General features: G+C 64.1%; 21 protein-coding genes. 12 read left to right on the top strand and 9 right to left on the bottom strand.

The genetic code is table 11. From position 1 onward, the window contains the following. Positions 1–2: 2 nt before the first annotated feature. On the bottom strand, positions 3–1,622 hold the full coding sequence (locus ACEN9G_RS19960) for a methyl-accepting chemotaxis protein (RefSeq protein ID WP_413340564.1): 1,620 nt from the start codon (positions 1,620–1,622) through the stop codon (positions 3–5). A 220-nt stretch (positions 1,623–1,842) separates the two neighbouring features. Between ACEN9G_RS19960 and ACEN9G_RS19965 the strand changes: the two genes are divergently transcribed. From ACEN9G_RS19965 to ACEN9G_RS19985, 5 genes are all read left to right on the top strand, one after another. After that, entirely contained in the window at positions 1,843–3,171 is a 1,329-nt protein-coding gene (locus ACEN9G_RS19965; RefSeq protein WP_413340562.1) for an amidohydrolase, read from the top strand. Positions 3,172–3,405: 234 nt separating this feature from the next. Next, a complete protein-coding gene (locus ACEN9G_RS19970) occupies positions 3,406–6,234 on the top strand; it encodes a type VI secretion system Vgr family protein (RefSeq protein ID WP_413340560.1) in 2,829 nt (942 codons plus the stop codon). Positions 6,235–6,251: 17 nt separating this feature from the next. Beyond that, complete coding sequence (locus ACEN9G_RS19975; protein ID WP_413340558.1) at positions 6,252–8,522, top strand: T6SS effector phospholipase Tle3 domain-containing protein; 2,271 nt, start codon at positions 6,252–6,254, stop codon at positions 8,520–8,522. Beyond that, complete coding sequence (locus ACEN9G_RS19980) at positions 8,519–10,351, top strand: type VI lipase adapter Tla3 domain-containing protein (RefSeq protein WP_413340557.1); 1,833 nt, start codon at positions 8,519–8,521, stop codon at positions 10,349–10,351. Before ACEN9G_RS19975 ends, ACEN9G_RS19980 begins: the two co-directional genes overlap by 4 nt. Positions 10,352–10,362: 11 nt before the next feature. Continuing rightward, positions 10,363–10,629: a PAAR domain-containing protein gene (locus ACEN9G_RS19985; RefSeq protein WP_413340555.1), complete on the top strand. Its 267-nt coding sequence runs from the start codon at positions 10,363–10,365 to the stop codon at positions 10,627–10,629. 18 nt (positions 10,630–10,647) lie between these two features. On the opposite strand, the gene ACEN9G_RS19990 is transcribed toward ACEN9G_RS19985, so the two are convergent. The 4 genes from ACEN9G_RS19990 to ACEN9G_RS20005 all read right to left on the bottom strand — a co-directional run bounded on the left by ACEN9G_RS19990 (position 10,648) and on the right by ACEN9G_RS20005 (position 15,202). After that, positions 10,648–11,055 (bottom strand): PRC-barrel domain-containing protein, encoded by a 408-nt coding sequence (locus ACEN9G_RS19990; RefSeq protein WP_413340554.1) that lies wholly within the window; start codon positions 11,053–11,055, stop codon positions 10,648–10,650. Between the two features lie 88 nt (positions 11,056–11,143). After that, on the bottom strand, positions 11,144–12,823 hold the full coding sequence (locus tag ACEN9G_RS19995) for a methyl-accepting chemotaxis protein (RefSeq protein WP_483126882.1): 1,680 nt from the start codon (positions 12,821–12,823) through the stop codon (positions 11,144–11,146). A gap of 206 nt (positions 12,824–13,029) precedes the next feature. Next, the gene (locus ACEN9G_RS20000) at positions 13,030–14,076 is read right to left on the bottom strand and encodes a M48 family metallopeptidase (RefSeq protein WP_483126883.1); all 1,047 of its coding nucleotides are present in this window, start codon (positions 14,074–14,076) and stop codon (positions 13,030–13,032) included. A gap of 7 nt (positions 14,077–14,083) precedes the next feature. Further along, positions 14,084–15,202: a YjgN family protein gene (locus ACEN9G_RS20005; protein WP_413338021.1), complete on the bottom strand. Its 1,119-nt coding sequence runs from the start codon at positions 15,200–15,202 to the stop codon at positions 14,084–14,086. Between the two features lie 156 nt (positions 15,203–15,358). Between ACEN9G_RS20005 and pyrG the strand changes: the two genes are divergently transcribed. The 5 genes from pyrG to ACEN9G_RS20030 all read left to right on the top strand — a co-directional run bounded on the left by pyrG (position 15,359) and on the right by ACEN9G_RS20030 (position 20,067). Next, positions 15,359–17,038 (top strand): CTP synthase, encoded by a 1,680-nt coding sequence (gene pyrG, locus ACEN9G_RS20010; protein ID WP_413338020.1) that lies wholly within the window; start codon positions 15,359–15,361, stop codon positions 17,036–17,038. Then, positions 17,035–17,889 (top strand): 3-deoxy-8-phosphooctulonate synthase, encoded by an 855-nt coding sequence (gene kdsA, locus ACEN9G_RS20015; protein WP_413338018.1) that lies wholly within the window; start codon positions 17,035–17,037, stop codon positions 17,887–17,889. Before pyrG ends, kdsA begins: the two co-directional genes overlap by 4 nt. Before the next feature lie 205 nt (positions 17,890–18,094). Beyond that, on the top strand, positions 18,095–19,381 hold the full coding sequence (gene eno, locus ACEN9G_RS20020; RefSeq protein ID WP_413338017.1) for a phosphopyruvate hydratase: 1,287 nt from the start codon (positions 18,095–18,097) through the stop codon (positions 19,379–19,381). A 66-nt stretch (positions 19,382–19,447) separates the two neighbouring features. Beyond that, positions 19,448–19,792, top strand: a complete 345-nt coding sequence (gene ftsB, locus ACEN9G_RS20025; protein WP_036232829.1) for a cell division protein FtsB — start codon at positions 19,448–19,450, stop codon at positions 19,790–19,792. After that, complete coding sequence (locus ACEN9G_RS20030; protein ID WP_413338015.1) at positions 19,789–20,067, top strand: helix-turn-helix domain-containing transcriptional regulator; 279 nt, start codon at positions 19,789–19,791, stop codon at positions 20,065–20,067. The genes ftsB and ACEN9G_RS20030 overlap by 4 nt, the downstream gene beginning before the upstream one ends. Positions 20,068–20,139: 72 nt before the next feature. On the opposite strand, the gene ACEN9G_RS20035 is transcribed toward ACEN9G_RS20030, so the two are convergent. The 4 genes from ACEN9G_RS20035 to ACEN9G_RS20050 form a co-directional block, all read right to left on the bottom strand. Beyond that, entirely contained in the window at positions 20,140–20,559 is a 420-nt protein-coding gene (locus ACEN9G_RS20035) for a PAAR domain-containing protein (RefSeq protein ID WP_413338013.1), read from the bottom strand. 252 nt (positions 20,560–20,811) lie between these two features. Further along, positions 20,812–21,297: a Dps family protein gene (locus ACEN9G_RS20040; protein WP_413338011.1), complete on the bottom strand. Its 486-nt coding sequence runs from the start codon at positions 21,295–21,297 to the stop codon at positions 20,812–20,814. 111 nt (positions 21,298–21,408) lie between these two features. Beyond that, complete coding sequence (gene hslO, locus ACEN9G_RS20045; RefSeq protein WP_413338009.1) at positions 21,409–22,365, bottom strand: Hsp33 family molecular chaperone HslO; 957 nt, start codon at positions 22,363–22,365, stop codon at positions 21,409–21,411. A gap of 3 nt (positions 22,366–22,368) precedes the next feature. Further along, positions 22,369–22,893 (bottom strand): gamma carbonic anhydrase family protein, encoded by a 525-nt coding sequence (locus ACEN9G_RS20050; protein WP_413338007.1) that lies wholly within the window; start codon positions 22,891–22,893, stop codon positions 22,369–22,371. Positions 22,894–23,037: 144 nt separating this feature from the next. On the opposite strand from ACEN9G_RS20050, the gene ACEN9G_RS20055 reads away from it, so the two are divergent. Both ACEN9G_RS20055 and ACEN9G_RS20060 read left to right on the top strand, forming a co-directional pair. After that, positions 23,038–23,916 (top strand): alpha/beta fold hydrolase, encoded by an 879-nt coding sequence (locus ACEN9G_RS20055; RefSeq protein WP_413338005.1) that lies wholly within the window; start codon positions 23,038–23,040, stop codon positions 23,914–23,916. A gap of 40 nt (positions 23,917–23,956) precedes the next feature. Continuing rightward, on the top strand, positions 23,957–24,796 hold the full coding sequence (locus tag ACEN9G_RS20060) for a 3',5'-nucleoside bisphosphate phosphatase (protein ID WP_413338003.1): 840 nt from the start codon (positions 23,957–23,959) through the stop codon (positions 24,794–24,796). Positions 24,797–24,920 lie beyond the last annotated feature (124 nt).

A 24,920-nucleotide genomic window follows, 5' to 3' on the forward strand; every position in this document is an offset into this window, starting at 1 on the left:
GGTCAGAAGCTCGCCGGCAGGGCGGGACGAGCGACGGGCCTTGCCGCCACCGGCGCAGCCAGGCTGAACCCGCGCTCGACCTTGAACACGCCGACCACTTCGGCCAGCGTCGCCGCCTGCTCCTGCATCGACGCGGCGGCCGCCGCCGCTTCCTCGACGAGCGCCGCGTTCTGCTGGGTCACCTGGTCCATCTGGCCGATGGCCTGGTTGACCTGCTCGATGCCGCCCGTCTGCTCCTGCGTGGCGCTCGTGATCTCGGCCATGATGTCGGTCACGCGGCGGATGCTGCCGACCACCTGTTCCATCGTCGCGCCGGCCTGGTCGACGAGCTTCGTGCCCGCGTCCACGTTGGCCGTCGACGTGGCGATCAGGTCCTTGATCTCCTTCGCCGCGGCGGCCGAGCGCTGCGCGAGGTTGCGCACTTCCGACGCCACGACCGCGAAGCCGCGTCCCTGTTCGCCGGCGCGCGCCGCTTCCACGGCCGCGTTCAATGCGAGGATGTTGGTCTGGAAGGCGATACCGTCGATGACGCCGATGATGTCGGCGATGCGGCTGGCCGACGCGTTGATGGCGCCCATCGTCGTGACGACTTCGCCGACCACGGCGCCGCCCTGCGTGGCGATGGCCGACGCCGCGATGGCGAGCTGGTTGGCCTGGCGCGCATTGTCCGCGTTCTGGCGCACGGTCGTCGTCAGTTCTTCCATCGACGCGGCCGTCTCTTCCAGCGCGCCGGCCTGCTGCTCGGTGCGGGCCGACAGATCGAGGTTGCCGGCGCTGATCTCGCGCGAGGCCGTCGCGATGGTGTCCGTACCGCCGCGCACCTGGCTGACGATGCCCACCAGGCTGTCGTTCATGTGGCGCAGGGCGCGCAGCAGGGCGCCCGTCTCGTCCTGCGTATGCGCTTCGATCGCGTGCGTCAGGTCGCCGGCCGCCACCGTCTCGGCCACGGCCACCGCGGCGCGGATCGGCAGCACGATGCCGCGCGTGAGCAGCCACGACACGAGGGCGCCCAGCGCCAGCGCGCAGCTGCTGAAGATGACGATCAGGCGGGTGCTGAGCGTCGCGTCGGCATCGATCGCGGCGGCGGTGGCATCCATGCTGGTGCGCTGCATGGCGACGAGGTCTTGCAGCAGTGCCTGGTATTTCCCGGCGGCCGGCGTGAACGCCTGGTCGAGGATGCGCGCGGCTTCGTCCGCGTTGCCGTCGGCCTTGGCCTTGACGGCGCCGTCGCGCGACGCGCTGTACGTCTTGCGCTGTTCGACGATTTGCGCGAACAGGTCATGTTCCGGACCGCTGGCCGCGATCAGCGGTTCGATCTGCTTGAGCAGTTCGGCGGCGCGCTTCACCGAGGCCGCCGCGTCGTCCTTGAAGTACGGGCCGAGCGACGGGTCGGTGCTCTTGACGATGGCGGCGGTGCGGCGGATCGACGCGTAGTTCAGGCTGTACCAGTCCGTGATCAGGCGTTCCTTCGTGAGCGGCACGGCCATCATGGCCTTGGTCGCGTTGGCAACTTCGGTGAGGCGCCACGCGCCGACCGCGGCGATCGCCACCGTCATCGCGAGGATGAGGGCGAAGCCCAGGCCGAGGCGTCGGCCGATCTTCATGTTTGCAATGAGTCCCATCGTGAGTCCTTGTGAAACGAAGGGGCATATTGTACGCATCATATTTTCCACTTGGAAAAATAAATTCTGTAAAGAAACTTTTACGCAACACTCCACTACGTAGTTTCCACAGGCTACCTATGGGAATTGTTAAACGATCCATTGTCGCATTTGGACGCATCTGTTAGCGTAAAAAAGGGTGGCGGCATCGTCCACCCGTTTTTTTTGTTCACGGATACTCATGAAATCTTCCCGCATTCTCCGCACCACCCTGTTCCTGGCGGGCGTCATCGGCACCCAGGCCGCCGGCGCCGCCGCGCTGCCCGCGCCGTTCGCCGAACAGCTGAACGCCAGCTACCCGGCCATCGAAACGCTGTACCAGGACCTGCACCGCAACCCCGAGCTCGGGTTCAACGAACTCCAGACCGCGGCCAAGCTGGCCGAGCGCGCCAAGGCGCTGGGCTTCGACGTCACGACCGGCGTCGGCGGCACCGGTGTCGTCGCCATCCTGCGCAACGGCCCCGGCCCGACCGTGATGCTGCGCACCGAGCTGGACGCACTGCCGGTCCAGGAAAAAACGAGCCTGCCGTTCGCCAGCAAGGTCACGACGAAGAACGCCGCCGGCGACACTGTCTCCGTGATGCACGCCTGCGGCCACGACCTGCACATGTCGGCGTGGTACGGCACCGCGAAGCTGATGGCCGGGAACCGCAAGGCCTGGAGCGGCACGCTGATGCTCGTCGGCCAGCCGTCCGAGGAGCCGGTGAACGGCGCCAGCGCGATGCTGAAGGATGGCCTGTTCACGCGCTTCCCGAAGCCGGATTACGCGCTGTCGTTCCATGACGACGCGTCCATGCCGTCCGGTACGATCATGTACCACGCCGGTCCGTTCCGCGCGTCGTCCGACGTCGTCAGCATCACCGTGTTCGGCCAGGGCGGCCACGGCGCCGTGCCGCACGAGGCGCGCGACCCGATCGTGATGGCGTCGCGCATCGTGCTGGCGCTGCAGACGCTCGTCTCGCGCGAGAACAACCCGATCGACCCGGTCGTGATCACCGTGGGCAGCATCCACGGCGGCACGCAGGCGAACATCATTCCCGACCAGGTGACCTTGCAGCTGTCCGTGCGCACCTTCAAGCCGGAAGTGCGCAAGCGCGTGCTGGCCAGCATCGCGCGCGAAGCGAAGGGCGAAGCGATGGCCGCCGGCGCGCCGAAGGAACCGCTGGTGGAAGTGAAGCCGGGTACGGATTCGGTCTACAACGATCCGGAGACGCTGGCCCGCATGGTGAAGGCCGTGCAGGGCGCCGTGGGCCCCGAGTTCGTGAAGGAGATGCCGCCGAAGATGACGTCGGAAGACTTTTCGCAGTATGGCCAGCAACCGGGCGTGAAGGCGATCCTGCTGCACGTGGGCGCCGTCGACGCCGCCCGCCTGGACGCCGCGAAGAAGGCCGGCCAGCCGCTGCCGGGTACGCACTCGCCGCAGTGGGCGCCGGACTTCAAGCCGACCGTCGTCAATACCATCAAGGCCGAGACGGCGATTTTGCTCGACCTGATGCCGCCGAAGAAGTAAACAACGGCGGGGCGCAATGTCCTGCCAGCTCCGCCGGTTCACACAACCGGCGGAAATAGCGCCTTACCGCCCATGTGTTGGGCAGCCTTGGTAGTGCGCCATGTCCTGTGATTTCACCACTGAAATTGCGCCAACGCATGATGAGACCTCTGACATGCGTGAATCATTATGCCTTTCCTGAGTTCCTGATCACGATTTGGCCGGGATGGCCTGTTGACATCGAGGAGATTCCCAATGGGCAAAGGCGTTTTGCGACGGGCGATCGAATTGGCGGAGTACAGGCTCGTCACACGTGAACGTCCGCTAGGCCTTGCGCTGGCTCGGCCCGGTGGCATACGTGATGACGTGCTATTGCCTCAACGTGTGCTCGGCAGTGAATCTATTTGCGGCGGTTTTGTTTACCGCATTCTGTGCGTGGCGGATGACGCGAGCCTGGCGCTGAAGGATTTCATCGGTGTGCCCGCCGAACTGCGCATCGTGACCGATCGCGGCGAGTTGCGTCGCATCTGCGGGATCGTCACCGAGGCTCTATCCGGCCAAAGCGATGGCGCTCTCGCGACGTACCAGTTGGTCATGCGCGATGCGATGTCAGTCATGGAAGGTCGCAGCAACACGCGTGTGTTTCGTAACCGGAGCGAACTGGATGTCGTCAGGACGCTGGTGTCTGAATGGCGCGCACGCAGCGGTGTACTGCGCGCGACGTTCGATCTGGAAGTTGCTACGGGTCTCGACAACAAGCATCCGCAACGCGAACTGATCATGCAGCACAACGAATCTGATGCCGCATTCATCCGACGCCTGCTGTGGCGGCGAGGGGTCGCGTGGATGTTCCGCAGCGGCTTGCCCGACCAGGAGACACGCTCCGGACTGGAGCCTGCTATTGGCCACACGCTCGTGCTGTTCGATGATCCCAATCAGCTTGCGCGAACTACGGCGGGTTCCGTGCGTTTCCACCGCGATGCCGCCACGGAGGAACGTGACGCAATCGATGGTTGGGGAGCCTCCCGTAGCTTGCAACCGGGCAGTGCTTCGCTCTACAGCTGGGATTACAAGCAGCCGTCCGGCAATGCCTTCATGGCAGCTCGTACACGGTCACGGGCCGACCAGGGAGTGCAAGGAAATGACTTGGCCGCAGTCCTGGACGATTACTGGGTCGCACCACCTCACATTGGCGATACCGCACGCGATCTTTTCGACCTGGGCGACGCCCGGATGGCGCACCACGATTATGAGTCCAAGCATTTTTACGGTGAAGGAGGCGTGCGTGATCTGTCGGTCGGTGAATGGTTCAGCCTTCAAGGGCATCCCGAGATCGATATGCACCCGTCCAATGAACGCGATTTCGTCGTCACCAGTCAACGCATCGCGGCGCGGAACAACCTGCCGGTCGAGATAGACGCACGTGTCGACCGGCTGTTGAACCGCAATGGCTGGGACACCGGGGACGCTGCCAACTTCGTTGACGTCAAGGGCGAGCCGATCCGTTTCAGAGTCTGCTTTACCTGTGTGCGGCGTGACGTCCGCATTGTTCCTCCTCCCGCTCCGCTTCCGGTTGTCGCTTTGCAGACGGCAATCGTGGTCGGACCCGCGAACGAGGAGGTGTGGTGCGATGAGCTGGGACGCGTCAAGATCCGCTTTCAGTCCGCCCGCCCGGAAGACCATGTTCATGCAGGGGGCGCAGGCAGTTCCGATTCCGACCGGGATTCGGCGTGGGTCCGCGTCGCCTCCAGTTGGGCCGGCAGTGCGCTCGGTACACACGGCGAGTGCGGCACGCGTCTGCTCCCTCCAGTTGGCACCGAAGTACTTGTTGACTTCGCCGGCGGTGATCCGGACAAGCCCATCATCGTTGGACAGGTATTCAACGGGGCGGCATTGCCGCCAGCCTTTCGTCATGAGGGCCGATTGCCAGATACGAAGTACCAGTCCGGTATCCGGTCACGCGAAGTGAGGGGCGCGCGCGGCAACCAGCTTCGACTGGACGATACGCCGGGCCAGATCAGCGCGCAGTTGGAGAGCGACCACGGGTCGACTGAGTTGAACCTGGGCTATTTGACCGAGCCGCGCCGAGATGGCGGCGCCGCCCCGCGGGGCGAAGGGGCCGAGTTGCGCAGCGATGAAACGATCGCCTTGCGTGCAGCCCGCGGCATCTTGCTGAGTTCATGGAAGTTGTTGGGGGGCGCGGCCACGAAAGGCAGACAACTGGCACGCGACGATTTCCTGGACTTGTTGCGCGAGTGCGGTGAGCTATGCAACGCACTTGGCAGTTACGCGGCTGAACACAATGGCCTGTCGCTCGACGCCGGGGAACAGAACAAACTGCTGACCCGCTTCAGGCATTGGGAAAACGGCAGCAACACCGCGCCTGAAGCGGCCGAGCCGGGAGAGCCGGTCATCGGCATCACGTCGCCAGCCGGTATCGGCTTTGCCAGCACTAGTGCGATCGTCAGCTATTCGGCACGCAACATCGATACCGTGGCGCAGCAGCACCTGCAACTGACGGCAGGACAGCGCTTCAATCTCAACGCGGGCAAAGGCATCTCGCTGTTCGCCCACCATGACGGCCTTACCGGTATCGCCCACTTCGGCAAGGTCCTGCTCCAGAGCCAGCACGACGATACGGATATCAACTCGGCCAAGAACCTGACGCTATCCGCGACCGAAGGTATGGCCAAAATCTCCGCCAAGGTCATTCTGCTGGTGGCCGAGGACGGATCATTCCTGAAGCTGGGCGACGGTCCGCCCGTCATTGGCAGTAAACAACCGCTCAAGTTCCATGCTCCAGACTTTCTCTATGACGGACCGGAGACCATGACGGCCGGGTTCCCGAGTTTTGGCCATGGCAATGCGGACCAGAAACTCGTGGTCCGTTACGCGCCCGGTATTCCGCTGGAGACCGGTGAGAGGCCGCCGGGTGCGGTCGTCAAGGACGCAAAGCTGAATATCGCGCTCAGCGATGGATCGGCGTTACAGGCCCGGAGCAGCGCCGACGGCAAGTCCAGCCTGATCGAACGCGATGCGATGCACATGGCCGAGATCGGGCTCATGCGAGGTGGCGAACAATAACGTCATGGGAGGAGAAGATGGCCGGAAAATATCCGAAACCGGAGTATGTGGCGCACACGACCACGACGGTATTGCAGCACAAGCGCGTGTCCGACAAAGTCATCGAACACCCGCGCGAGCAGCCGGGCAACATCATCATTATCCACGGCGTGAACGATGTGGGCGCCGGGTATGCCGACGTGGAAGCCGGCTTGTGCGCGGGCCTGGAGCGGCGCTTGTATCGTCACTTCACGCCCGCGGACTACACGCTGCCCACCGACAAAGACCAGGTGGTCGACGATCCGGATGACGCCTACTACAAGCGCAAGCTGGGTAAAGATACGAACAGTCCGGTGATTCCGTTCTACTGGGGATTTCGCGAAGTCAGGGACGAGACGAAGACGGTCAATGGCCAGATAACCGACCGTTACGGCAACCGCCTCGACAAGGATTTGTCGAAAGAAGGCGGGCCATTTGGTAATGCCACCAGCACCTTGCCCGACATGTGGAATCGCGGCGTCGGTGCACCGGCAGACATCATGAACGATCCGTTGCGACCATTACGTGACGGTCCGGGACGCATGTATATGGTGCTGGCTGCCCGTCGCCTGGCGGCACTGGTGTCAATCATTCGCGACTACGAGCCGAAGGATACGGTCACGATCGTCGCGCACAGCCAGGGCTGCCTGATCAGTCTCCTCGCCCAGGCGTTCCTGATCGAACGCGGGGAACGTACCGCCGACACCCTGATCCTGACCCATCCTCCGTATGGTCTTGACGAGGACACGAACTTCAAGGTCAAGGCTATCAATATGTTTTCCGGTGGTACGGATGGCGTCATGAAGCCGTATTACGATCAAATATCCGGAACACAGAACCTGAACGCCAGGCTGCAGACACTGGTCAACATCGTGCAAGGTGTCGCCAAGGCGAAGGCTAGCGAGCCGGCATTCGCGAAGATCGACGAGACCAGTTGCGGCGGCATGGTCGAAGGGCGCTGGAAGCCGGATGAGGACCGCGACAACCGGGGCAAGGTTTACCTCTACTTCAGCCCGGAAGACATGACGGTCGCGCTCGACAACATGAAAGGTATAGGCTGGCAGGGCGTGCCGGACTATATCCGCGGTACCCGGTTGAAGGGACAATTGGATGCCGGCGGTTTTGCTGCCAGCAAGGGCTTCATGACAGGTGCTCCCCGTTGGCAATCCGAAAAAATCGCGCGACAGCCTCTCGCGGAGTTGGGAGAGGGATTTCGCCAACGCGTATTCACCGCGAAGCAGCGCCTGGACCCGCGCGCGCAGAAGGTCGGCCCCGTGCTCGTAGGACTCCCGCCACACGACTTCCCATTGCGCCTGAAGGGCGAAGATGACCATGCCCACGTCGAGTCCAGCGGACGCAGTCTGCGTGCCTCGTTGCCGATCGCAAGGTGGCCGGTCCGCGGGTACGACACGCCGGAAGAACAGCGCAATGGTATCCGCACCATCAATGGCGAGACCCTCCCTAAACCCTGCTTGGCCGACATGCGCGGCAACCAGGTCGATGCCGATAAGCTTCCTGCCGGGTCCAGCCATGCGATGCTGAAACCGGGCGATCGTGGGCCGTGCGAGGAGGTCGATCCGATTACGGCTGCCATCGCAGTTACGAGCAGTGCCGGCATGAAGGGACATGTCGAGGAGCGCCCCGACCCGGCCGGATATGCCACGCATCCAGCGTCGCCGCAGCTACTGGGGAAGAGCGACCTGCAGCGCATGGAGGCCGCGTACAACGCCGAAAAGAATCCGAACAATTCCAATCCAGACGATAAGTTCACGGTATTGAGCGCCATTCGTCATCCGGACGGCAGGGTGCTCGCGGTCATCGGCGAAAGTCCGAACGTGGCGCGACGGCGCTGGCAGCATGAACTGGGTGCAAAGTCCTTTCACAGTGCCATCTTCGACAGCGCCAGGAACCATAGCCAGGTGACCGCTTATGATGTCGCGATCGGGAGCGGGAAGGCGTCCAGTGATCCCAGGTTTTATGCGTATTTGTGTGCGGTGGCGGATTGGCGGTTGAAGATGCCGGATTCAAAGGAAAAACCCCGTCCCGGCATATTGAGATGGGAGAAGTTCGTGACCGATTTCGGTGCCTACCTCCAGTGCGAACCACCGTGGCGGCGTGAGCTCATCGAGGGCAACGCAAAGTACTACAGCTTCGGCAACCTGCCTCCATGCCTTCCGCTGTTGACGGGGAAACTGTGGGGGATCGTCGTGTCCGAGACCACGGCCGGAAAACGCGTAACCCAGACGAGCGACATGAAGGTGACGTCATGAGCAGTCCGGCGATCGGAGTTGCGAGTGACGTCAAGCGACCCGCGACGTGGCGGTATTTTGCCGGTGCGGTCATCGCTTTTCCCTTTGTATGCCTGTTGTGGATGATGCTCGATTTTCGGGTCTTGCACCCGGAACTGGCAAAAGTCAGCGTGGAGACGACGATGGATAGAATGCGTTGGTTCAGTGTGCCGCTAGTGTTGGTCATCCTGCTGTTTGGTGGCAAATGGCTTTACGCTTCATCTGCCGCTAACGCGCGCGAGCGCGAGTGGCAGCAGAAAAACCAGCAACTCCAGGAACAGGAAGCCGCCGCCCGTGCCGGGAAGGCACGCCGCGAATACGTGCTGGAAGTGATCGGCCTTGGGGTGACCTACGAAAAATACCGGCAGGGGAAGCTGTGGGACGTCCTTCAGATGGGGACGCCCTTCACCAGCATCCGCGAGCAGGATCCTAACAAATACGAATGGGCGGCTAACGACAAGATTGGCGCGAGCGGTGGACGTGCCTGCGACGCGTTGGAAAACGGCGCCGACTCATCCCCGATGTTCTGGGGCGTCCCCAGCTTTTATGCCGGAAGTCCGATTCCCGATCCTGCGCAACAACCGAGCGAGCTTCGGCCGATCGCAGGACTGGCCGCCAGCGCGGAAACCACCGGCATGGCATGGCATCTGTTCGTCACGGGACCATGGCAGCTGAGCGAACGCCCCGACCAGTTGCTAGAACAGGTGTTCGCGTTTTTCGACAGCCATCCGGACCTGCCATATGTCATCCTTCTGGCGGACGACAGCTCGGCCACACGTGATGGCGATCTTCCGCCAGAGGCTCCGCGGCTCATCAGGGATGGCTACTATATCCCTGACATGCCCGATTCCACGGCTGTTTTCGTCTTGGCGCGACGCGAGCGGGTCGAGCCGTTGCGACCTTACGTATGGGACGACCCGGCCAACGACTATCTGCAGGAAAATCTTCGAAGGATGTACTACCACTTGAAGGAGTCAGCACCAACGCCGGCAAAACTTGCCCACCCGGAACAATTCGACGGCGGCCGCAATCCCACTGTCGCCGAATGGCTGAAGGCCGTAGCCGTCTTCGCCAAGCGCCCGGTCTTCGACAAGAATGAAGCCGACATCTCGCTGGCCGCCTTCCGCCGCTGGATGAACGATCCGCCCAAGGACTGGAAGCCGACCCCGTGGTTCCCCGTCCCATGGAACCGCAACCAGATGGAAGCCTTCGACAACCTGCCTTCGCTCGGCTACATCCACCGCCCTGTCTTCGTGAAGTTCGAGGACGAGCACGGCGAGCCAGTCAAGCGGCGCGAGGCCCGCCAGAAGATCCTTGAGGCCGGGTGGCAGCAAGCGTTGCAGACCTTGCCTGACGCGGAGCGCGCAAAAGGCCCGGCCCGGATCGTCGGTGCGTTCGGCAACCATGTTGACCAGCAGGCGACCCTGGAAGGCGTGCTGCATGCCTATGCCGCGCAGGGCGGGCCCGGGATCGACACAAGTAAGACGGCGCAATTCATCAACACCGATCGCCGCCTCGGCAATACCGGTGCCGCTACGTTCTTCATGCAGATGGCGCTGGGCGTGATGGGCAGCTATATCCATGGAGGCACGTCGGCTGCGATCAACCTGCGCGATCCCGCAGGGGCAAGCATCGTGTTCATCAGCCCTCCGACAGAGGCGTCCCTGAGCAAGCAGGAGGGCCGGGATGTGTTCAAGCACCAGGTGAAGCCGGCTGTTGACTCCGAAAACTACAAGCCGCCGACGGTTGGCGCTGTTCTCGGGGCAGAAGAAAGTCCGGCTATGAAAGACCTGGCGACTGCACGGCACTGATCGAGGCAAACATGCGTAATGTGATTCGGCTAGGCGACGCGACAAGTCACGGTGGAAAAGTGATCAGTGCCCGTGCCAGCCATTTCAAGGTGAATGGCATTCCCGTGGCCTGCGTTGGCGACGCGTGCAGTTGTCCAGTTCAAGGGCACAGCGGTTGCACGATCGCCAGCGGTTCAGCGCACCATCGCATCAATGGCGTCTCGATCGCCTTCGAGGACGACGTGACGAGCTGTGGTGCCAAGCTCAAATCGAGCCTGGACAATTATCGGACGACGTGATTCAGCGAGGTCGCCCGGTCAAACCGTAACCGGCGAGGTGCCGAAGTACGCGTGCACCTCGCCCATCCAGCGCGTATCGGCCATGTCCGGCCAGTGGTCGGTATCGAAGCCGGGCGCGCTGGCGATGCGTTCCTTGGGGATGTCCATCGTGAAGCGCTTGTGCTGCGGGTCCAAGGTCAGCACCTGCCAGGGCACGGCGAAGAGTTTTTCGCCCAGCCCGAGGAAGCGGCTGGACGACATCACGGCGTAGACGATGGCACCCGTGCGCATGTCCACCATGAATTCCTTGATGACGCCCAGGTGCTCGTTCTGCAGGTTGTGGACGTGGTCGCCGATCAGGGTGTTCGCGCCCATCAGCTCCGGGCCCGGTCCCTTGCCATGCTTGTTCTTGTACATGCCGTAGTCGTCGCGTTCCTCGTAAGACATTTTCCGTCTCCTCGCCTCATTCCAGTCCGGGAGCACAAGGATAACCCGAGTCCGACGCGCCGGTTCGGCCGGGAACGCACGGACGGCTTCAGAACGTTTCCCACTCCTCGGTCGATGCCGCTTTCGGTGCCGGCTTGCGGACGCTCGTCTTCGTCTTCACGGGCACGACGGCGCGCGAGGGGGCGGGCGCAGGCGCGGCTTTCGGTGCCGTCATGGCTGTCGCGTCGATATGGAACAGGGCGACCACTTCGGCCAGCTTGTCGGCCTGGTCGCGCAGCGCGGTGGCCGCGGCCGCCGATTCCTCGACGAGGGCGGCATTGTGCTGCGTGGACGAATCCATGTCGGCGATGGCGTGGTTGACCTGTTCGATGCCGGTGCTCTGCTCGCCGCTGGCGCTGGCGATCTCGGCGACGATGTCGCTCACCTTGCGGATGCTGTCGACCACTTCGCTCATCGTCATGCCGGCCTGGTCGACCAGCTTCGTGCCGTCCTCGACCTTGTTGACGGAATCGACGATCAGGGCCTTGATCTCTTTCGCCGCGGCGGCCGAGCGCTGGGCCAGCGTGCGCACCTCGCCCGCCACGACGGCGAAGCCGCGGCCCTGTTCGCCGGCGCGCGCCGCTTCGACGGCCGCGTTCAGCGCAAGGATGTTGGTCTGGAAGGCGATGCCGTCGATGACCGAAATGATGTCGACGATCTTCTTGGACGAATCGTTGATCGCGCCCATCGTCTGCACGACCTGGTCGACGACGGCGCCGCCCTGCGTCGCGATTTCCGACGCGGCGATCGACAGCTGGCTCGCCTGGCGCGCGTTGTCCGCGTTCTGGCGCACGGTGCCCGTCAGTTCTTCGACCGTGCTGGCCGTCGTGCCGAGCGAGCCGGCCTGCTGTTCGGTGCGCGAAGACAGGTCCATGTTGCCGGCCGAGATTTCGGCCGACGCGGTCGCGATGGTATCGGTGCCGCTGCGCACCTGCGCGACGATCGCGACGAGGCTGTCGTTCATGTTGCGCAGCGCGCGCAGCAGGGCGCCCGTCTCGCACGTGCCGCTCGCGTCGATGTGCTGGGTGAGGTCGCCGGCGGCCACCTTCTCGGCCAGGTCCACGGCCTGGCGGATCGGACGCACGATCGCAATCGCGAGCACCCACGCGCAGCCGGCGCCGAACAGCACGGCGATGCCGGCCACGATCATGATCATGCGCGCGCTGTGGCGGCTGGCGTTGTCGATCTCCCTGGCGATGGTGTCGATGCGGTTCTGCTGCATCTTGACCAGCTCGGCCTGCTTGCCTTCGTAGGCTTCCGACGTCGGCACGTATTCCTGGTTCAGGATGCGCTCGGCCTCGGCGGTGTCGCCGGCGGCCTTGGCCTTGATGGCGCGTTGCTTGGACGACGTGTAGGCCTTGCGCAGTTCGCCGATGCGGCCGAACAGCGCGCGTTCCTCGTCGCCGTCGACCAGCGCTTCGATCTGCTTCTGCAGTTCGGTCGAGCGGCTGGCGGTCTTGACGCCGTCGGCCTTGAAGAATTCGACGAGGCTGGGGTCCGAGCTCTTGACGATGGCGGCGGTACGGCGCACGGCGGCGAACGTCTGCATATGCCATTCTTCCATCATGCGCTCCTTGGCCAGCGGGACGGCCATCATCGCGCGCGTCGCATCCGCGATCGCATTCAGGCGCCAGACGGCGGCGGCCGCGATGACGAGGGTCAGGCCCAGCACAAGGGCGAAGCCCACGCCGAGACGTTTCGCAATATTCATATTGGCGAGAAAGCCCATCTTGTTCTTCCTTGATTCAAGCGTGATTGTTATGTGGGAAGAGGTAACAAACAGTTCCCGGCTTGATTCTACGTACAGGAAAGAATTTTTTGTTGCCTTATGGAACTCCGCGCCCAAAAAGTGTGCATATGAGCACCATAATGTTGCCCGCAGGTGACAGCATCATGCATGTCCGTTAACTGCCATGATGAGGTTGACAACGGGTGTCAGCGGGCGGTCTTGCGCAGGCGCGCGATGCGTTCGGCGGTGTCGGGGTGCGTGGACAGATACGACATCGATTTCTTCAGCCAGCGCGGCAGTTTGTCCTCGCCTGGACGCGCGCGCTCCAGCGCCTCCAGGGCGTCGGCGAGCACGTCCGGTTCCAGGCCGTTGTGGCGCAGGACCGCGACGGCGTCATCGTCCGCTTCCAGTTCCATCGACCGCGAATACCGCATCTGCGTCAGCACGGCCGGCAGGCCTGCGGCGACGGCGCTGAAGTCCCCGAACAGCGTGGCCGACATCGCGGCCGTCAGCGACGACCCCGTCATCGCGCGCGTCGCGTGGCGCCGTTCGATATGGCCGACCTCGTGGCCGATCACGCCCAGCAGGGCAGCCTTGCCGTCGTCGTCGAGTTCATTGTCCTCGTCGAGCGCGAGGCGGACCATCGCGTCGGTCACGATGATCGTGCCGTCCGGCAGCGCAAGCGCATTGGCGCCCAGGGTGTCGGACGAGCGCACGAGCAGGCGCACGGGTACGCGCGGGTGCGCGGGCAGCGCACGGGGCAGCAGGGCTTCGACGTCGGCGATGCGATCGTCAGAGAGGCGCGACGGCGCCAGCATGCCCTGCGCTTCCAGGCCGGCCAGCGCGGCCTGGCCGAGCTTCGTGTCGACCGAGGCCGGCAGGCGCGCGGCGATGAATTCGGCGGCGGCCGGCACGCCCCACACGAAACCGGCGCCGAGCAGCGCCAGCAGCAGGACGAGGGCGGCGAGGGCGGCGGGCCAGCGTGCCTGCCAGCGCTCGACGGCGCTCTTGCGGTAGCCGAGCGCGGCCAGCAGCGCCTGCCGTCCCGGGCCGTACGGCACCTCGCAGGTGGCGTCGCCGAGGCGCAGCATGAGCGGCGCCTGGTCGAACGGTTCGGCCAGCGCGACGTCCGCCAAGGGATAGCTGCGTTCGAACCCCGGCGCATCGACGTGCAGGTGGCCATCGCGTACGTCCAGGCCGACCGGTTGCAGGCGGGCGTCGTGGCCATCGAAGAAATGGGCGGCGATCATCATGAGCTCCTTACCACGACAGGTCGACGCCGAGGAAGTCGGCGACGCCGTCGCCGGCCGCGGCGGCGGGTGGACGCCGCGCCGCCAGCACGGCCTGCTCGAACCCGTCCGGCGCGTCGACGGTGAGGTGGGCGACGCGATATTTCCACGTGCGCACGACGGCGAACGGGCGGAACAGGCCGAACGTCAGCAGGGTCAGCAGTACGTTGACCGTCTGCAGGCGCAGATAGGGCCAGGTCCGCATCGCGCACGTGATGCGGATGCCGGGGAACGATGTGGCCGACCAGGCCAGGTTGTTCATGCGCACGAGGATGTATGGCCCCATCAGCAGCATGTAGAGATACGCGAGCACGATGGCGAGGATGGCCGGGAGGAACGCCGCGAACGCCGCCGCCGACTTTTGCCCGCGCGCCAAATACACCGAGAGGCCGATGGACAGGCCGACGAACACCATCACGCCGAGGCCGATCAGGAATGCGCGCACGTAGGGCTTGGCGAGGTCCGCCGTGTCGAGGCCGAACGCGGCATGCTGGTCGCCCGCCATCAGGTGCTTGTGCTGGTAGGCTTTCATCGCGCCATGCATCAGCGGCCAGCACAGGTACAGCAGGAAGATGGCGCCGACGCCGGGATTCCCCGGCATCAGGGCGACGAGCGCGCCGGGCAGCACGAAGATCGCCACCGGCACGAAGTACACGATATAGGCCTCCTTGATGCCGCCCGCAAAGCCGAACGGCAGGCCGCGGTAGACCGTGTTCGACAGGCGGAAGCGCAGCGCGGACCGCATCATGAAGGGCAGGCCGGCCAGCAGCAGCGCGACGGTGACGACGCCCACCTTGAGCGAAAAGCCGAACGCGTAGTGATACGCCGCCAGCAGCGCCACGGCGAGGATGCGCCCGCGCAGGATCGCTTTCGGGTCGCCGCGGAAGTCGAAGCTGGCGCCGGCGAGCCGGGTGTTCCGGTAAAAATACTGCAGCCGGCGGGTCTTGGCCCAGGCCGAGTAGATGCCCAGCGTGGCCACCGTCAGCATCAGGTTGACGATCCAGATGCGGAAGTATTCGGCGCCGCTGCCGGAGAACGACAGGCCATGCGAAGTCGGCTCATCGAAAGGACTGTCGTCAGTTGCGTGCATGGCCGATTTTCTTGACATGGAAGAAAGATCACCAGTGTAGCCATAGTTCCCTATTGTTGGCAATGGGATATGTTGCCAAGATGGAATGAGGAAGTATTTGCAGGTTTAAGGTATAATTTCTATTTCCCGCGCGTGCCGTTCGGCACCTTCTGCACAATGACCAAATTCGTATTCGTCACTGGCGGCGTCGTGTCTTCCCTGGGTAAAGGGATCGCGGCCGCCTCCCTCGCCGCGATCCTCGAATCGCGCGGTCTCAAAGTCACCATGCTCAAGCTCGACCCGTACATCAACGTGGACCCGGGCACGATGAGTCCCACCCAGCACGGCGAGGTGTTCGTCACCGACGACGGCGCCGAGACCGACCTGGACCTGGGCCACTACGAGCGCTTCATCAGCACGCGGATGAAGAAGGTGAACAACTTCACGACCGGCCAGATCTATGAATCGGTGATCCGCAAGGAACGCCGCGGCGAGTACCTCGGCAAGACCGTGCAGGTGATCCCGCACATCACCAACGAGATCCAGGACTACATCCGCCGCGGCGCCGAAGGCGTCGACGTGGCGCTCGTCGAGATCGGCGGCACCGTCGGCGACATCGAATCGCTGCCGTTCCTCGAAGCCGCGCGCCAGCTGTCGCTGCGCCAGGGCCGCAAGGGCGCCGCGTTCGTGCACCTGACCCTCGTGCCGTACATCTCGTCGGCCGGCGAACTGAAGACCAAGCCCACGCAGCACTCGGTGCAGAAACTGCGCGAGATCGGCATTTCGCCGAATGCGCTGCTGTGCCGCGCCGACCGCCGCATCCCCGACGACGAGCGCGCCAAGATCTCGCTGTTCGCCAACGTCGAAGAGCAGGCCGTCATCTCCGTGTGGGACGTCGACACGATCTATAAGGTGCCGCAGGTGCTGCACGACCAGGGCCTGGACGACATCATCCTCGACGCGCTCGGCCTCGAGGCGCCCAAGGCCGACCTGTCGATGTGGACGAAGCTGATCCACACGCTGGAAAACCCGAAGCACGAAGTCACGATCGGCATGGTCGGCAAGTACGTCGACCTGATCGAGTCGTACAAATCGCTGACGGAAGCGCTGCGCCACGCCGGCATCCACACGGAAAGCCGCGTCAACATCGAATACATCGACTCGGAAGAGATCGAGTCGACGGGCTGCGCCAACCTGGCCAAGTACGACGCCATCCTCGTGCCGGGCGGCTTCGGCAAGCGCGGCGTGGAAGGCAAGATCATGGCCGCCCGCTATGCCCGCGAAAACCGGGTCCCGTACCTCGGCATCTGCCTGGGCATGCAGGTCGCGCTGATCGAGTACGCGCGCCACATGGCCGGCCTGCCGAACGCCAACTCGACGGAATTCGATCCGGAGACCGACCAGCCGGTCGTCGCCCTGATCAACGAGTGGCAGAACCACGACGGCAAGGTCGAGAAGCGCGACGTCAATTCCGACCTGGGCGGCACCATGCGCCTGGGCGCGCAGACCTGCGCCGTGAACCCGGGCACGCTGGCCGCCGAGATCTACGGCAACGTCGTGACCGAGCGCCACCGCCACCGCTACGAAGCGAACAATTACTACCTGCCGAAGGTCGAAGCCGCAGGCCTCGTCGTCGCGGCGCGTACGCCGAACGAAGACCTGTGCGAGATCATGGAACTGCCGAGGAGTGTCCACCCGTGGTACATGGGCGTGCAATTCCACCCCGAGTTCAAGTCGACGCCGCGTAACGGCCACCCGCTGTTCTCGTCGTTCATCCAGGCCGCGCTGGCCCACCAGGCAGCGAGCGGCAACAAGCAGGCCGCAAACACGCCTGCACTGCAAGGAGACGCAGCATGAAACTGTGCGGATTCGACGTCGGCCTCGACCAGCCGATCTTCCTGATCGCCGGCACCTGCGTGATCGAGTCGCGCCAGATGGCCATGGACGTCGCGGGCCAGCTGAAGGAGATCACCTCGGCGCTGGGCATCCCGTTCATCTATAAATCGTCGTTCGACAAGGCGAACCGTTCGTCCGGCAAATCGTTCCGCGGCCCCGGCATGGAAAAGGGCCTGGAGATCCTCGCGGACGTGCGCAAGGAAATCGGCGTGCCCGTGCTGACCGACGTGCACACCGAGGAAGAGATCCCGGTCGTCGCGAGCGTCGTGGACGTGCTGCAGACGCCGGCCTTCCTGTGCCGCCAGACCGACTTCATCAACGCCTGCGCCCGTTCCGGCAAGCCCGTGAACATCAAGAAGGGCCAGTTCCTGGCCCCGGGCGACATGAAGAACGTGATCGAGAAAGCACGCAATGCCGCGCGCGAAGCGGGGCTGCCGGACGACCAGTTCATGGCGTGCGAACGCGGCGTCTCGTTCGGCTACAACAACCTGGTCTCCGACATGCGTTCGCTCGCCATCATGCGCGAGTCGAACTGCCCGATCGTGTTCGACGCCACCCACTCGGTGCAGCTGCCGGGCGGGCAGGGGACGTCGTCCGGCGGCCAGCGCGAGCACGTGCCCGTGTTGGCGCGCGCCGCGGTCGCGGCGGGCGTGTCGGGCCTGTTCATGGAAACCCACCCGGATCCCGCGTGCGCGCTGTCGGACGGCCCGAACGCCGTGCCGCTCGCCCGCATGAAGGATTTGCTGACCACCCTGGTCGACCTCGACCGTATCGTCAAGAAGGCCGGCTTTATCGAATCGGACTTTCAATAACAGGAACGTGGCGTACCACGTCGTTCCGTAAGCGTAACGACGTCGTCCCCGCGAACGCGGGGACCCATGCTGAGCGTATCGAAGTGGCTCGGTATGGATTCCCGCGGGGCCGCCGAGGCCTGCGCGGGAATGACGGGCTCAATAAAGCGCGCCCTGCGGCTAGGCGCGACTGTATCGATTCTTACTTTCTGGAGATTAAAGAACCATGAGTGCTATCGTTGATATCATCGGCCGCGAAATCATCGACTCGCGCGGCAATCCGACCGTCGAGTGCGATGTGCTGCTGGAATCCGGCGTGATGGGTCGCGCCGCCGTCCCGTCGGGCGCCTCGACCGGTTCGCGCGAAGCCATCGAGCTGCGCGACGGCGATCCGAAGCGTTACTTCGGCAAGGGCGTGCTGCAGGCCTGCGAGAACATCAACACCGAGATCAGCGAAGCCATCATGGGCCTGGACGCCAACGAACAGGCATTCCTGGACCGCACCCTGATCGACCTGGACGGCACCGAGAACAAGAGCCGCCTGGGCGCGAACGCGATGCTGGCCGTCTCCATGGCCGTCGCCAAGGCCGCCGCCGAAGAAGCCGGCCTGCCGCTGTACCGCTACTTCGGCGGTTCGGGCGCGATGCAGATGCCGGTGCCGATGATGAACGTCATCAACGGCGGCGCGCACGCCGACAACAACCTGGACATCCAGGAATTCATGATCATCCCGGTCGGCGCCCCGTCGTTCAAGGAAGCCGTGCGCTACGGCGCCGAGGTGTTCCACACGCTGAAGAAAATCCTGCACAGCAAGGGCCTGAACACCGCCGTCGGCGACGAAGGCGGCTTCGCCCCGTCCGTCGCGAACCATGAAGAAGCCATCAAGCTGATCATGCAAGCGATCGAGCAGGCAGGCTACGTGGCCGGCCAGGACATCGCCATCGGCCTGGACTGCGCCGCCAGCGAGTTCTACAAGGACGGCAAATACGTGCTGGAAGGCGAAGGCGGCCTGCAGCTGTCGGCCCAGGACTTCACCAACATGCTGGCGACCTGGTGCGACAAGTACCCGATCATCTCGATCGAGGACGCGATGGCCGAAGGCGACTGGGAAGGCTGGGCAACGCTCACCGCCGCCCTGGGCAAGAAAGTCCAGCTGGTGGGCGACGATTTGTTCGTCACCAACACCAAGATCCTGAAAGAAGGCATCCAGAAGGACATCGCCAACTCGATCCTGATCAAGATCAACCAGATCGGCACGCTGACCGAAACCTTCGCCGCCATCGAGATGGCCAAGCGCGCGGGCTACACGGCCGTGATCTCGCACCGTTCGGGCGAGACCGAGGACTCGACCATCGCCGACATCGCCGTCGGCATGAACGCCCTGCAGATCAAGACGGGCTCGCTGTCGCGTTCGGACCGCATGGCGAAATACAACCAGCTGCTGCGCATCGAGGAAGACCTGGGCGACATCGCCAGCTACCCGGGCCGCGACGCTTTCTACAACCTGAAGTAAGCGAGTAGTATGGACACGGGTTCGTTCGCCGGGCTCGTGTCGACATCCCGCCTGCCGTATTCATCCATGCGCCTCATCACCCTTGCCCTGGCAGCCCTGCTGCTGCTGATCCAGTATCCCCTGTGGCTGGGGAAGGGCGGCTGGCTTACCGTGGCCGACCTGGAATCCCAGGTGGCTGCGTCCCGTGCCAAGACCGAGCAGCTGAAAGCCCGTAACGCCAAGCTGGAATCGGAAGTACGCGACCTGAAGGATGGCCTCGGCGCCGTCGAGGAACGCGCGCGCTACGAACTGGGCATGATCAAGTCGAACGAAATCTTCGTGCAGGTATTGCGCAAGGACGAGAAGCCGGCCGTCATGATGACGGAACCGCCGCCGCCACCGCCGCCGAAGGTCAAGAAGGGCACGCCATGACCCCCGCGGAATCTTCCCCGCCGGCGCTCGACACGCTCGAGGCCGTTGCAGGCTACCTCGCCGCCGCGTTCGATGCCGGCGATCCCGACACCATGACGGAGGCGCTGAGGTTGGTCGCACGCTCCGCGGGCCTCACCCACCTGGCCGCAGCGGCCGGCGTGCCGCGCGACCTGCTCGCCGCGGCCATGAACCGCGGCGAGATGGGCCTCGACAGTCTGCTGGCCATCATGAAGGTGATCGACTTGCACCGTCCGGCCGGCGGCGCGCCCAATTAATCAAGAGACTCGCGCCCGCCGGCGTTCGCTGCCGCACCTGATTGCAGCCGCGCACGCCGACGGTCGCCCCTATCAGACGCCGGCCCCGACAGCGGACGGCGGCGCATAGCCCGGCTCCAGCAGGCCGGGAATCGGTTCTCCTTCCACGACGACGATCTCGCCGATGCTCTGCGCACGCGCGACGATGCGGTCGCCGTTCGCGATATGGCTGCCCACGAGGGCAATCGGCCGGTTCGCATACGTCGACGCATGCCCGGCGCCCGACACGATCACGCTCTCGCTGCCGTCCGGATAGCGTACCCGGTCGCCGACGCAGGCGATGCGGAAATCGTCCGCGTGCTCGCCCTGCGACGCGAGCACGACTTCGCCACCGCGGCGGGTGCGCGAACCGATCGTGGCGATGGGATAGCGGGCGACCACTTTACGGGGCGCGCCCTGGGTTGTGGCTGTGTTGGCGTTGGTGGTTGCATCATTGGCACGTACTGATTTCATCCGGTTCTCCAAAAGTTTGCAAAACGGGACGCGAAAAAGCGACACATTCCCGGTCTTAAGTGCACGAGTTCGCACACTGGAGGCCATTGAAACGCATCGTTGATTTAAGCCAATTGATGCAGCGCAAGTTGAACCGGCCGGTCATCCGGAATCAGGGAATTCCGACACGGCTGCCGGTTAACTTCTGATCGGCAATAAAGAGGATGCCGCATCGATCCCTGATCAGGGGCGTCCGCGGCAGAAGCGGCGGGATCAGGCCGACTGGCCGTTCTCGAGGAACGAACGCAGCATCCACGCATTCTTTTCGTGGATTTCCATGCGGTCGCTCAGCATGCCGGCACTCGGCTGGTCATTGGCCTCGTCGGCAATCTTGAACGCCTCGCGCACGGTGCGGATCAGCGCCTCCTGGCCGTCGACGAGCTGACGGATCATTTCCTGCGCGTTCGGCACGCTGGCTTCTTCCTTGATCGACGACAGTTCCACGAAGCGGGCATAGGTGCCCGGTGCGAAATGACCGAGGGCGCGGATGCGTTCGGCAATGTTGTCCAGCGCGTTCCACAGTTCCGTGTACTGTTCCATGAACATGATGTGCAGCGTCTGGAACATCGGACCCGTCACGTTCCAGTGGAAGTTGTGGGTCTTCAGGTACAGCATGTAGCTGTCCGCGAGGACGCGCGACAGGGCGTTGGCGATGTTCGCGCGGTCTTCGGTGCTAATGCCGATATTGATGTTGCTCATGGTGTTCTCCTGTCTCAGTGTCATTGATGACAGCTTAACAGGAACCATCGATAGCGACAGTTTATATTCCCAATCAGAATGATAGAGGACGCCAATGACGTCCCCGTGGGATCAATGCTTGACGCTGGAGGCAGGCGCCACGGCGTCGGCCGTCGTGTCGCTGGCGAACAATTGCGCGCAGTCGACGGCATCGAAGCCGTAGTGCTTGCCGCAGAAGTCGCAGTTGATGCCCAGTTCGCCCAGGTCGTGCAGGGCGGACTCGACTTCTTCCTTGCCCAGCATCTTGAGCATATTGCCCACTTTTTCGCGCGAGCAGGTGCAGTGGAATTCCGGATGCAGCGGGTCGAACACGCGGATCGTCTCTTCCCAGAACAGGCGCCGGAGCAGCGTTTCCACGTCGGTCGTGAGCAGTTCTTCCTGCTTCAGGGTCTGGCCCAGCATGACGGCGCGGGTCCACGTCTCGAGGTCTTCTTCCTCGCTGGCCTGCTTGACCTGGCCTTCGATGCTGGAATTGCGCGGCAGCTTTTGCAGCAGCAGGCCGCGCGCGACGTTCTCGTCGGCCGCCAGCCACAGCTTGGTGTCCATCTGTTCCGAGCGCAGCATGTAGTTCTCGATGACGGTCGCGATGTCCTCGCCGACGAGCGGCACGACGCCCTGGTAAGGCTGCTGGCCCGGGACCTTGTCCTGCGGGTCGAGCGTGATCACGAAGCGGCCGTGGCCATGCTGGTTCAGCAGCTGGGCGACGGAGGCGTCGTCCGGCACCTCGGCGCCTTCGCTCAGCTTGGCGGTGGCGCGCAGGCGCAGGTTCGCGTCGCACTCGACGACGAGCAGCTTCACCAGGCCGTCGCCATGGATCTGCATGACGATCGAGCCGTTGAACTTGAGGTTGGCGGACAGCAGCGCCGCCGCGGCGACCATTTCGCCCAGCAAGGCGCGCACCGCCTTCGGGTAGACGTGGCGCGACTGGATCTCGCGCCACGCGTTGGAAATCTCGACGAGCTCGCCGCGTACGGCTGCGTTGTCGAAGATGAATTTCTGGAGGGTGTCCTTGCTGGTATCAGTCGTCATTCTTTATCCGATTTTCTTGAGCTCCGCCTTGAAGCGTTTGCCGCGCAGGACATAGCTTTCGGCGCTGCGCTGGAGGCGGAGCAGGTCGTCTTCCGTGAGCGTGCGCACCACCTTGGCCGGGGCGCCCAGGATCAGCGAACCGTCCGGGAACTCCTTGCCTTCGGTGACCACGGCGCCGGCGCCCACGAGGCAGCCCTTGCCGATCTTCGCGCCGTTCAGCACCACGGCCTGGATGCCGATCAGCGCGCCGTCGCCGATGGTGCAGCCGTGCAGCATCGCCTGGTGGCCGACGGTGACGTTCTTGCCGAGCACGAGCGGAAAGCCCATGTCCGTGTGCATTACCGTGCCTTCCTGGACATTGCTGCCGGTACCGATCCTGATGCGCTCGTTGTCGCCGCGGATCGTCACGCCGGACCACACCGAGGCATCCGCCTCGACCGTCACTTTGCCGATCAAGGTGGCCGAATCGGCGATATAGGCCGAAGGATCGATCTCGGGCGCATCTTCGCCCAGCTGGTAAATCGCCATGAAGTGCTCGCGGAAGGTTGAGATGCCCGTATTTTACGCTTTTACGCTCGTAAGCAGGCCAGATGGGGCCGTCCAGCAGGATTGCAAGCTTCGTGCTTATAATGCGAACGGTCGTACTAATTTAACTCGAAAACAGGAACTGCCATGACACCGTCCCGCTCCGAATTCCTCACCATCCGCGGCCTGCGCACCCACGTCCGCCACTGGGGCCGCGAGGGCGCGCCCAAGCTGTTCATGGCGCATGGCTGGATGGACATGTCGGCCTCGTTCCAGTTCGTCGTCGACGCGTTGCAGGGCGACTGGCACGTCATCGCCCACGACTGGCGCGGCTTTGGCCTGACCGGGCGCTCCGGCAACGACACGTACTGGTTCCCGGACTACTTCGCCGACCTGGAAGCGATCCTCGACCATTATTCGCCCGGCGAACCCGTGAACCTGCTGGGCCACAGCATGGGCGGCAACATCGTGAGCGTGTATGCGGGCGTGCGGCCGGAACGCATCGCAAAGCTGATCAACCTGGAAGGCTTCGGATTGCCCGCCACGCGTCCCGAACAGGCGCCGGGCCGCTACGCCAAGTGGCTCGACGAAGTGAAAGCCCCGCCCGTCATGCGCGGCTACGCGAGCCTGATTGATGTCGCGACGCGCCTGCGGAAGACGAACCCGCGCCTGCCGGCCGACCGCGCCGCCTTCCTCGCGCAGCACTGGGCCGCGCAGAACGCGCAGGGCGAGTGGGAAATCCTGGGCGATCCGGCGCACAAGATGCCGGGGCCGCTGCTGTACCAGGTGGAAGAGGTGCTCGCGTGCTGGCGCCGCATCACGGCGCCCGTGCTGTGGGTCGAGGCCGAGCACACGGACATGTGGCGCTGGATGGGGCCGAAAGAAGAAGCGCGCCACGAAGTCGACCGCCGGCTCGCGCAACTGGCGAAAGTCACGCCGCGCATGATGCCGGATGCCGGCCACATGCTGCACCACGATCAACCCGAAGTGCTGGCGCGCATGATCGAGGCGTTCCTCGCGGGCTGACATTGCGTACAATGGTATTTCGAAACGATACCCTGTCCGGATGCTGCCCATGAAAGTCGATCTCCACTGCCACTCCAACGTCTCCGACGGCGTGCTCGCACCCGCCGCCGTGGCCGCGTATGCCCGCAAGGGCGGTGTCGATGCATGGGCGCTGACGGATCACGACGAGGTCGGCGGTATCAAGGCCGCACGCGCGAAGGCCGAGGAACTGGGCATGCGCTTCGTGCCGGGCGTGGAAATTTCCGTGACGTGGGCCGGCGAGACCGTGCACCTCGTTGGCCTGCAGGTCGACGAAGACAATGCGACCCTCGTGCAGGGCCTGGCCGCCACGCGCAACGGGCGCGACGCGCGCGGGCGCGAGATCGCCGCCCAGCTCGACCAGGCCGGCATTCCGAACGCCTACGAAGGCGCGCTGAAATACGTCGGCAATCCGGACCTGCTGTCGCGCACCCATTTCGCGCGCTACCTGTGCGAGCTCGGCAAGTGTTCCAACACGTCGGAGGTCTTCCGCCGCTATCTCACGGAAGGCAAGCCGGGGTATGTGCCGCACCGCTGGGCGACGCTGGCCGATGCGATGGGCTGGATCCGCGCGGCCGGCGGCATCCCCGTGATCGCGCACCCGGGCCGCTACCGCTTCGACGCGACGGCCGAGGGCGCGCTGTTCGACGAGTTCAAGCAGCTCGGCGGCAATGCCATCGAGGTCGTCACGGGCAGCCATACGCCGGACCAGTACGCGACGTATGCCGAAGTGGCGCGCCGCTACGGTTTCCTCGCATCGCGCGGGACGGATTTTCATGCACCGGGGGAATCGCGCGTCGAGTTCGATCAGTTGCCGCCGCTGCCGAGCGGGGTCACGCCGGTTTGGCATGACTGGTTCTAAGCACACCGTCGTCCCCGCGAAGGCGGGGACCCATGCTGAACGTCCGACGTCGCGATCGCCAGTGGCCCGCAAATTGATCGATTTCGGTAACTCAGTATGGGTTCCCGCTTCCGCGGGAACGACG

The organism is Massilia sp. Masssp94, from assembly GCF_059491305.1.

What these genes read in the sequence shown, in the direction of transcription:
- ACEN9G_RS20055 (WP_413338005.1), top strand. Translation starts at nt 23,038, where the DNA reads ATGACACCGTCCCGCTCCGAATTCCTCACCATCCGCGGCCTGCGCACC.
- ACEN9G_RS19980 (WP_413340557.1), top strand. Translation starts at nt 8,519, where the DNA reads ATGAGCAGTCCGGCGATCGGAGTTGCGAGTGACGTCAAGCGACCCGCG.
- pyrG (WP_413338020.1), top strand. Translation starts at nt 15,359, where the DNA reads ATGACCAAATTCGTATTCGTCACTGGCGGCGTCGTGTCTTCCCTGGGT.
- ACEN9G_RS19975 (WP_413340558.1), top strand. Translation starts at nt 6,252, where the DNA reads ATGGCCGGAAAATATCCGAAACCGGAGTATGTGGCGCACACGACCACG.
- ACEN9G_RS19970 (WP_413340560.1), top strand. Translation starts at nt 3,406, where the DNA reads ATGGGCAAAGGCGTTTTGCGACGGGCGATCGAATTGGCGGAGTACAGG.
- eno (WP_413338017.1), top strand. Translation starts at nt 18,095, where the DNA reads ATGAGTGCTATCGTTGATATCATCGGCCGCGAAATCATCGACTCGCGC.
- ACEN9G_RS20035 (WP_413338013.1), bottom strand. Translation starts at nt 20,559, where the DNA reads ATGAAATCAGTACGTGCCAATGATGCAACCACCAACGCCAACACAGCC.
- ACEN9G_RS20005 (WP_413338021.1), bottom strand. Translation starts at nt 15,202, where the DNA reads ATGCACGCAACTGACGACAGTCCTTTCGATGAGCCGACTTCGCATGGC.
- ACEN9G_RS19995 (WP_483126882.1), bottom strand. Translation starts at nt 12,823, where the DNA reads ATGGGCTTTCTCGCCAATATGAATATTGCGAAACGTCTCGGCGTGGGC.
- ACEN9G_RS20000 (WP_483126883.1), bottom strand. Translation starts at nt 14,076, where the DNA reads ATGATGATCGCCGCCCATTTCTTCGATGGCCACGACGCCCGCCTGCAA.
- ACEN9G_RS19990 (WP_413340554.1), bottom strand. Translation starts at nt 11,055, where the DNA reads ATGTCTTACGAGGAACGCGACGACTACGGCATGTACAAGAACAAGCAT.
- kdsA (WP_413338018.1), top strand. Translation starts at nt 17,035, where the DNA reads ATGAAACTGTGCGGATTCGACGTCGGCCTCGACCAGCCGATCTTCCTG.
- ACEN9G_RS20030 (WP_413338015.1), top strand. Translation starts at nt 19,789, where the DNA reads ATGACCCCCGCGGAATCTTCCCCGCCGGCGCTCGACACGCTCGAGGCC.
- ACEN9G_RS19985 (WP_413340555.1), top strand. Translation starts at nt 10,363, where the DNA reads ATGCGTAATGTGATTCGGCTAGGCGACGCGACAAGTCACGGTGGAAAA.
- ftsB (WP_036232829.1), top strand. Translation starts at nt 19,448, where the DNA reads ATGCGCCTCATCACCCTTGCCCTGGCAGCCCTGCTGCTGCTGATCCAG.
- ACEN9G_RS20040 (WP_413338011.1), bottom strand. Translation starts at nt 21,297, where the DNA reads ATGAGCAACATCAATATCGGCATTAGCACCGAAGACCGCGCGAACATC.
- ACEN9G_RS20060 (WP_413338003.1), top strand. Translation starts at nt 23,957, where the DNA reads ATGCTGCCCATGAAAGTCGATCTCCACTGCCACTCCAACGTCTCCGAC.
- ACEN9G_RS20050 (WP_413338007.1), bottom strand. Translation starts at nt 22,893, where the DNA reads ATGGCGATTTACCAGCTGGGCGAAGATGCGCCCGAGATCGATCCTTCG.
- ACEN9G_RS19965 (WP_413340562.1), top strand. Translation starts at nt 1,843, where the DNA reads ATGAAATCTTCCCGCATTCTCCGCACCACCCTGTTCCTGGCGGGCGTC.
- ACEN9G_RS19960 (WP_413340564.1), bottom strand. Translation starts at nt 1,622, where the DNA reads ATGGGACTCATTGCAAACATGAAGATCGGCCGACGCCTCGGCCTGGGC.
- hslO (WP_413338009.1), bottom strand. Translation starts at nt 22,365, where the DNA reads ATGACGACTGATACCAGCAAGGACACCCTCCAGAAATTCATCTTCGAC.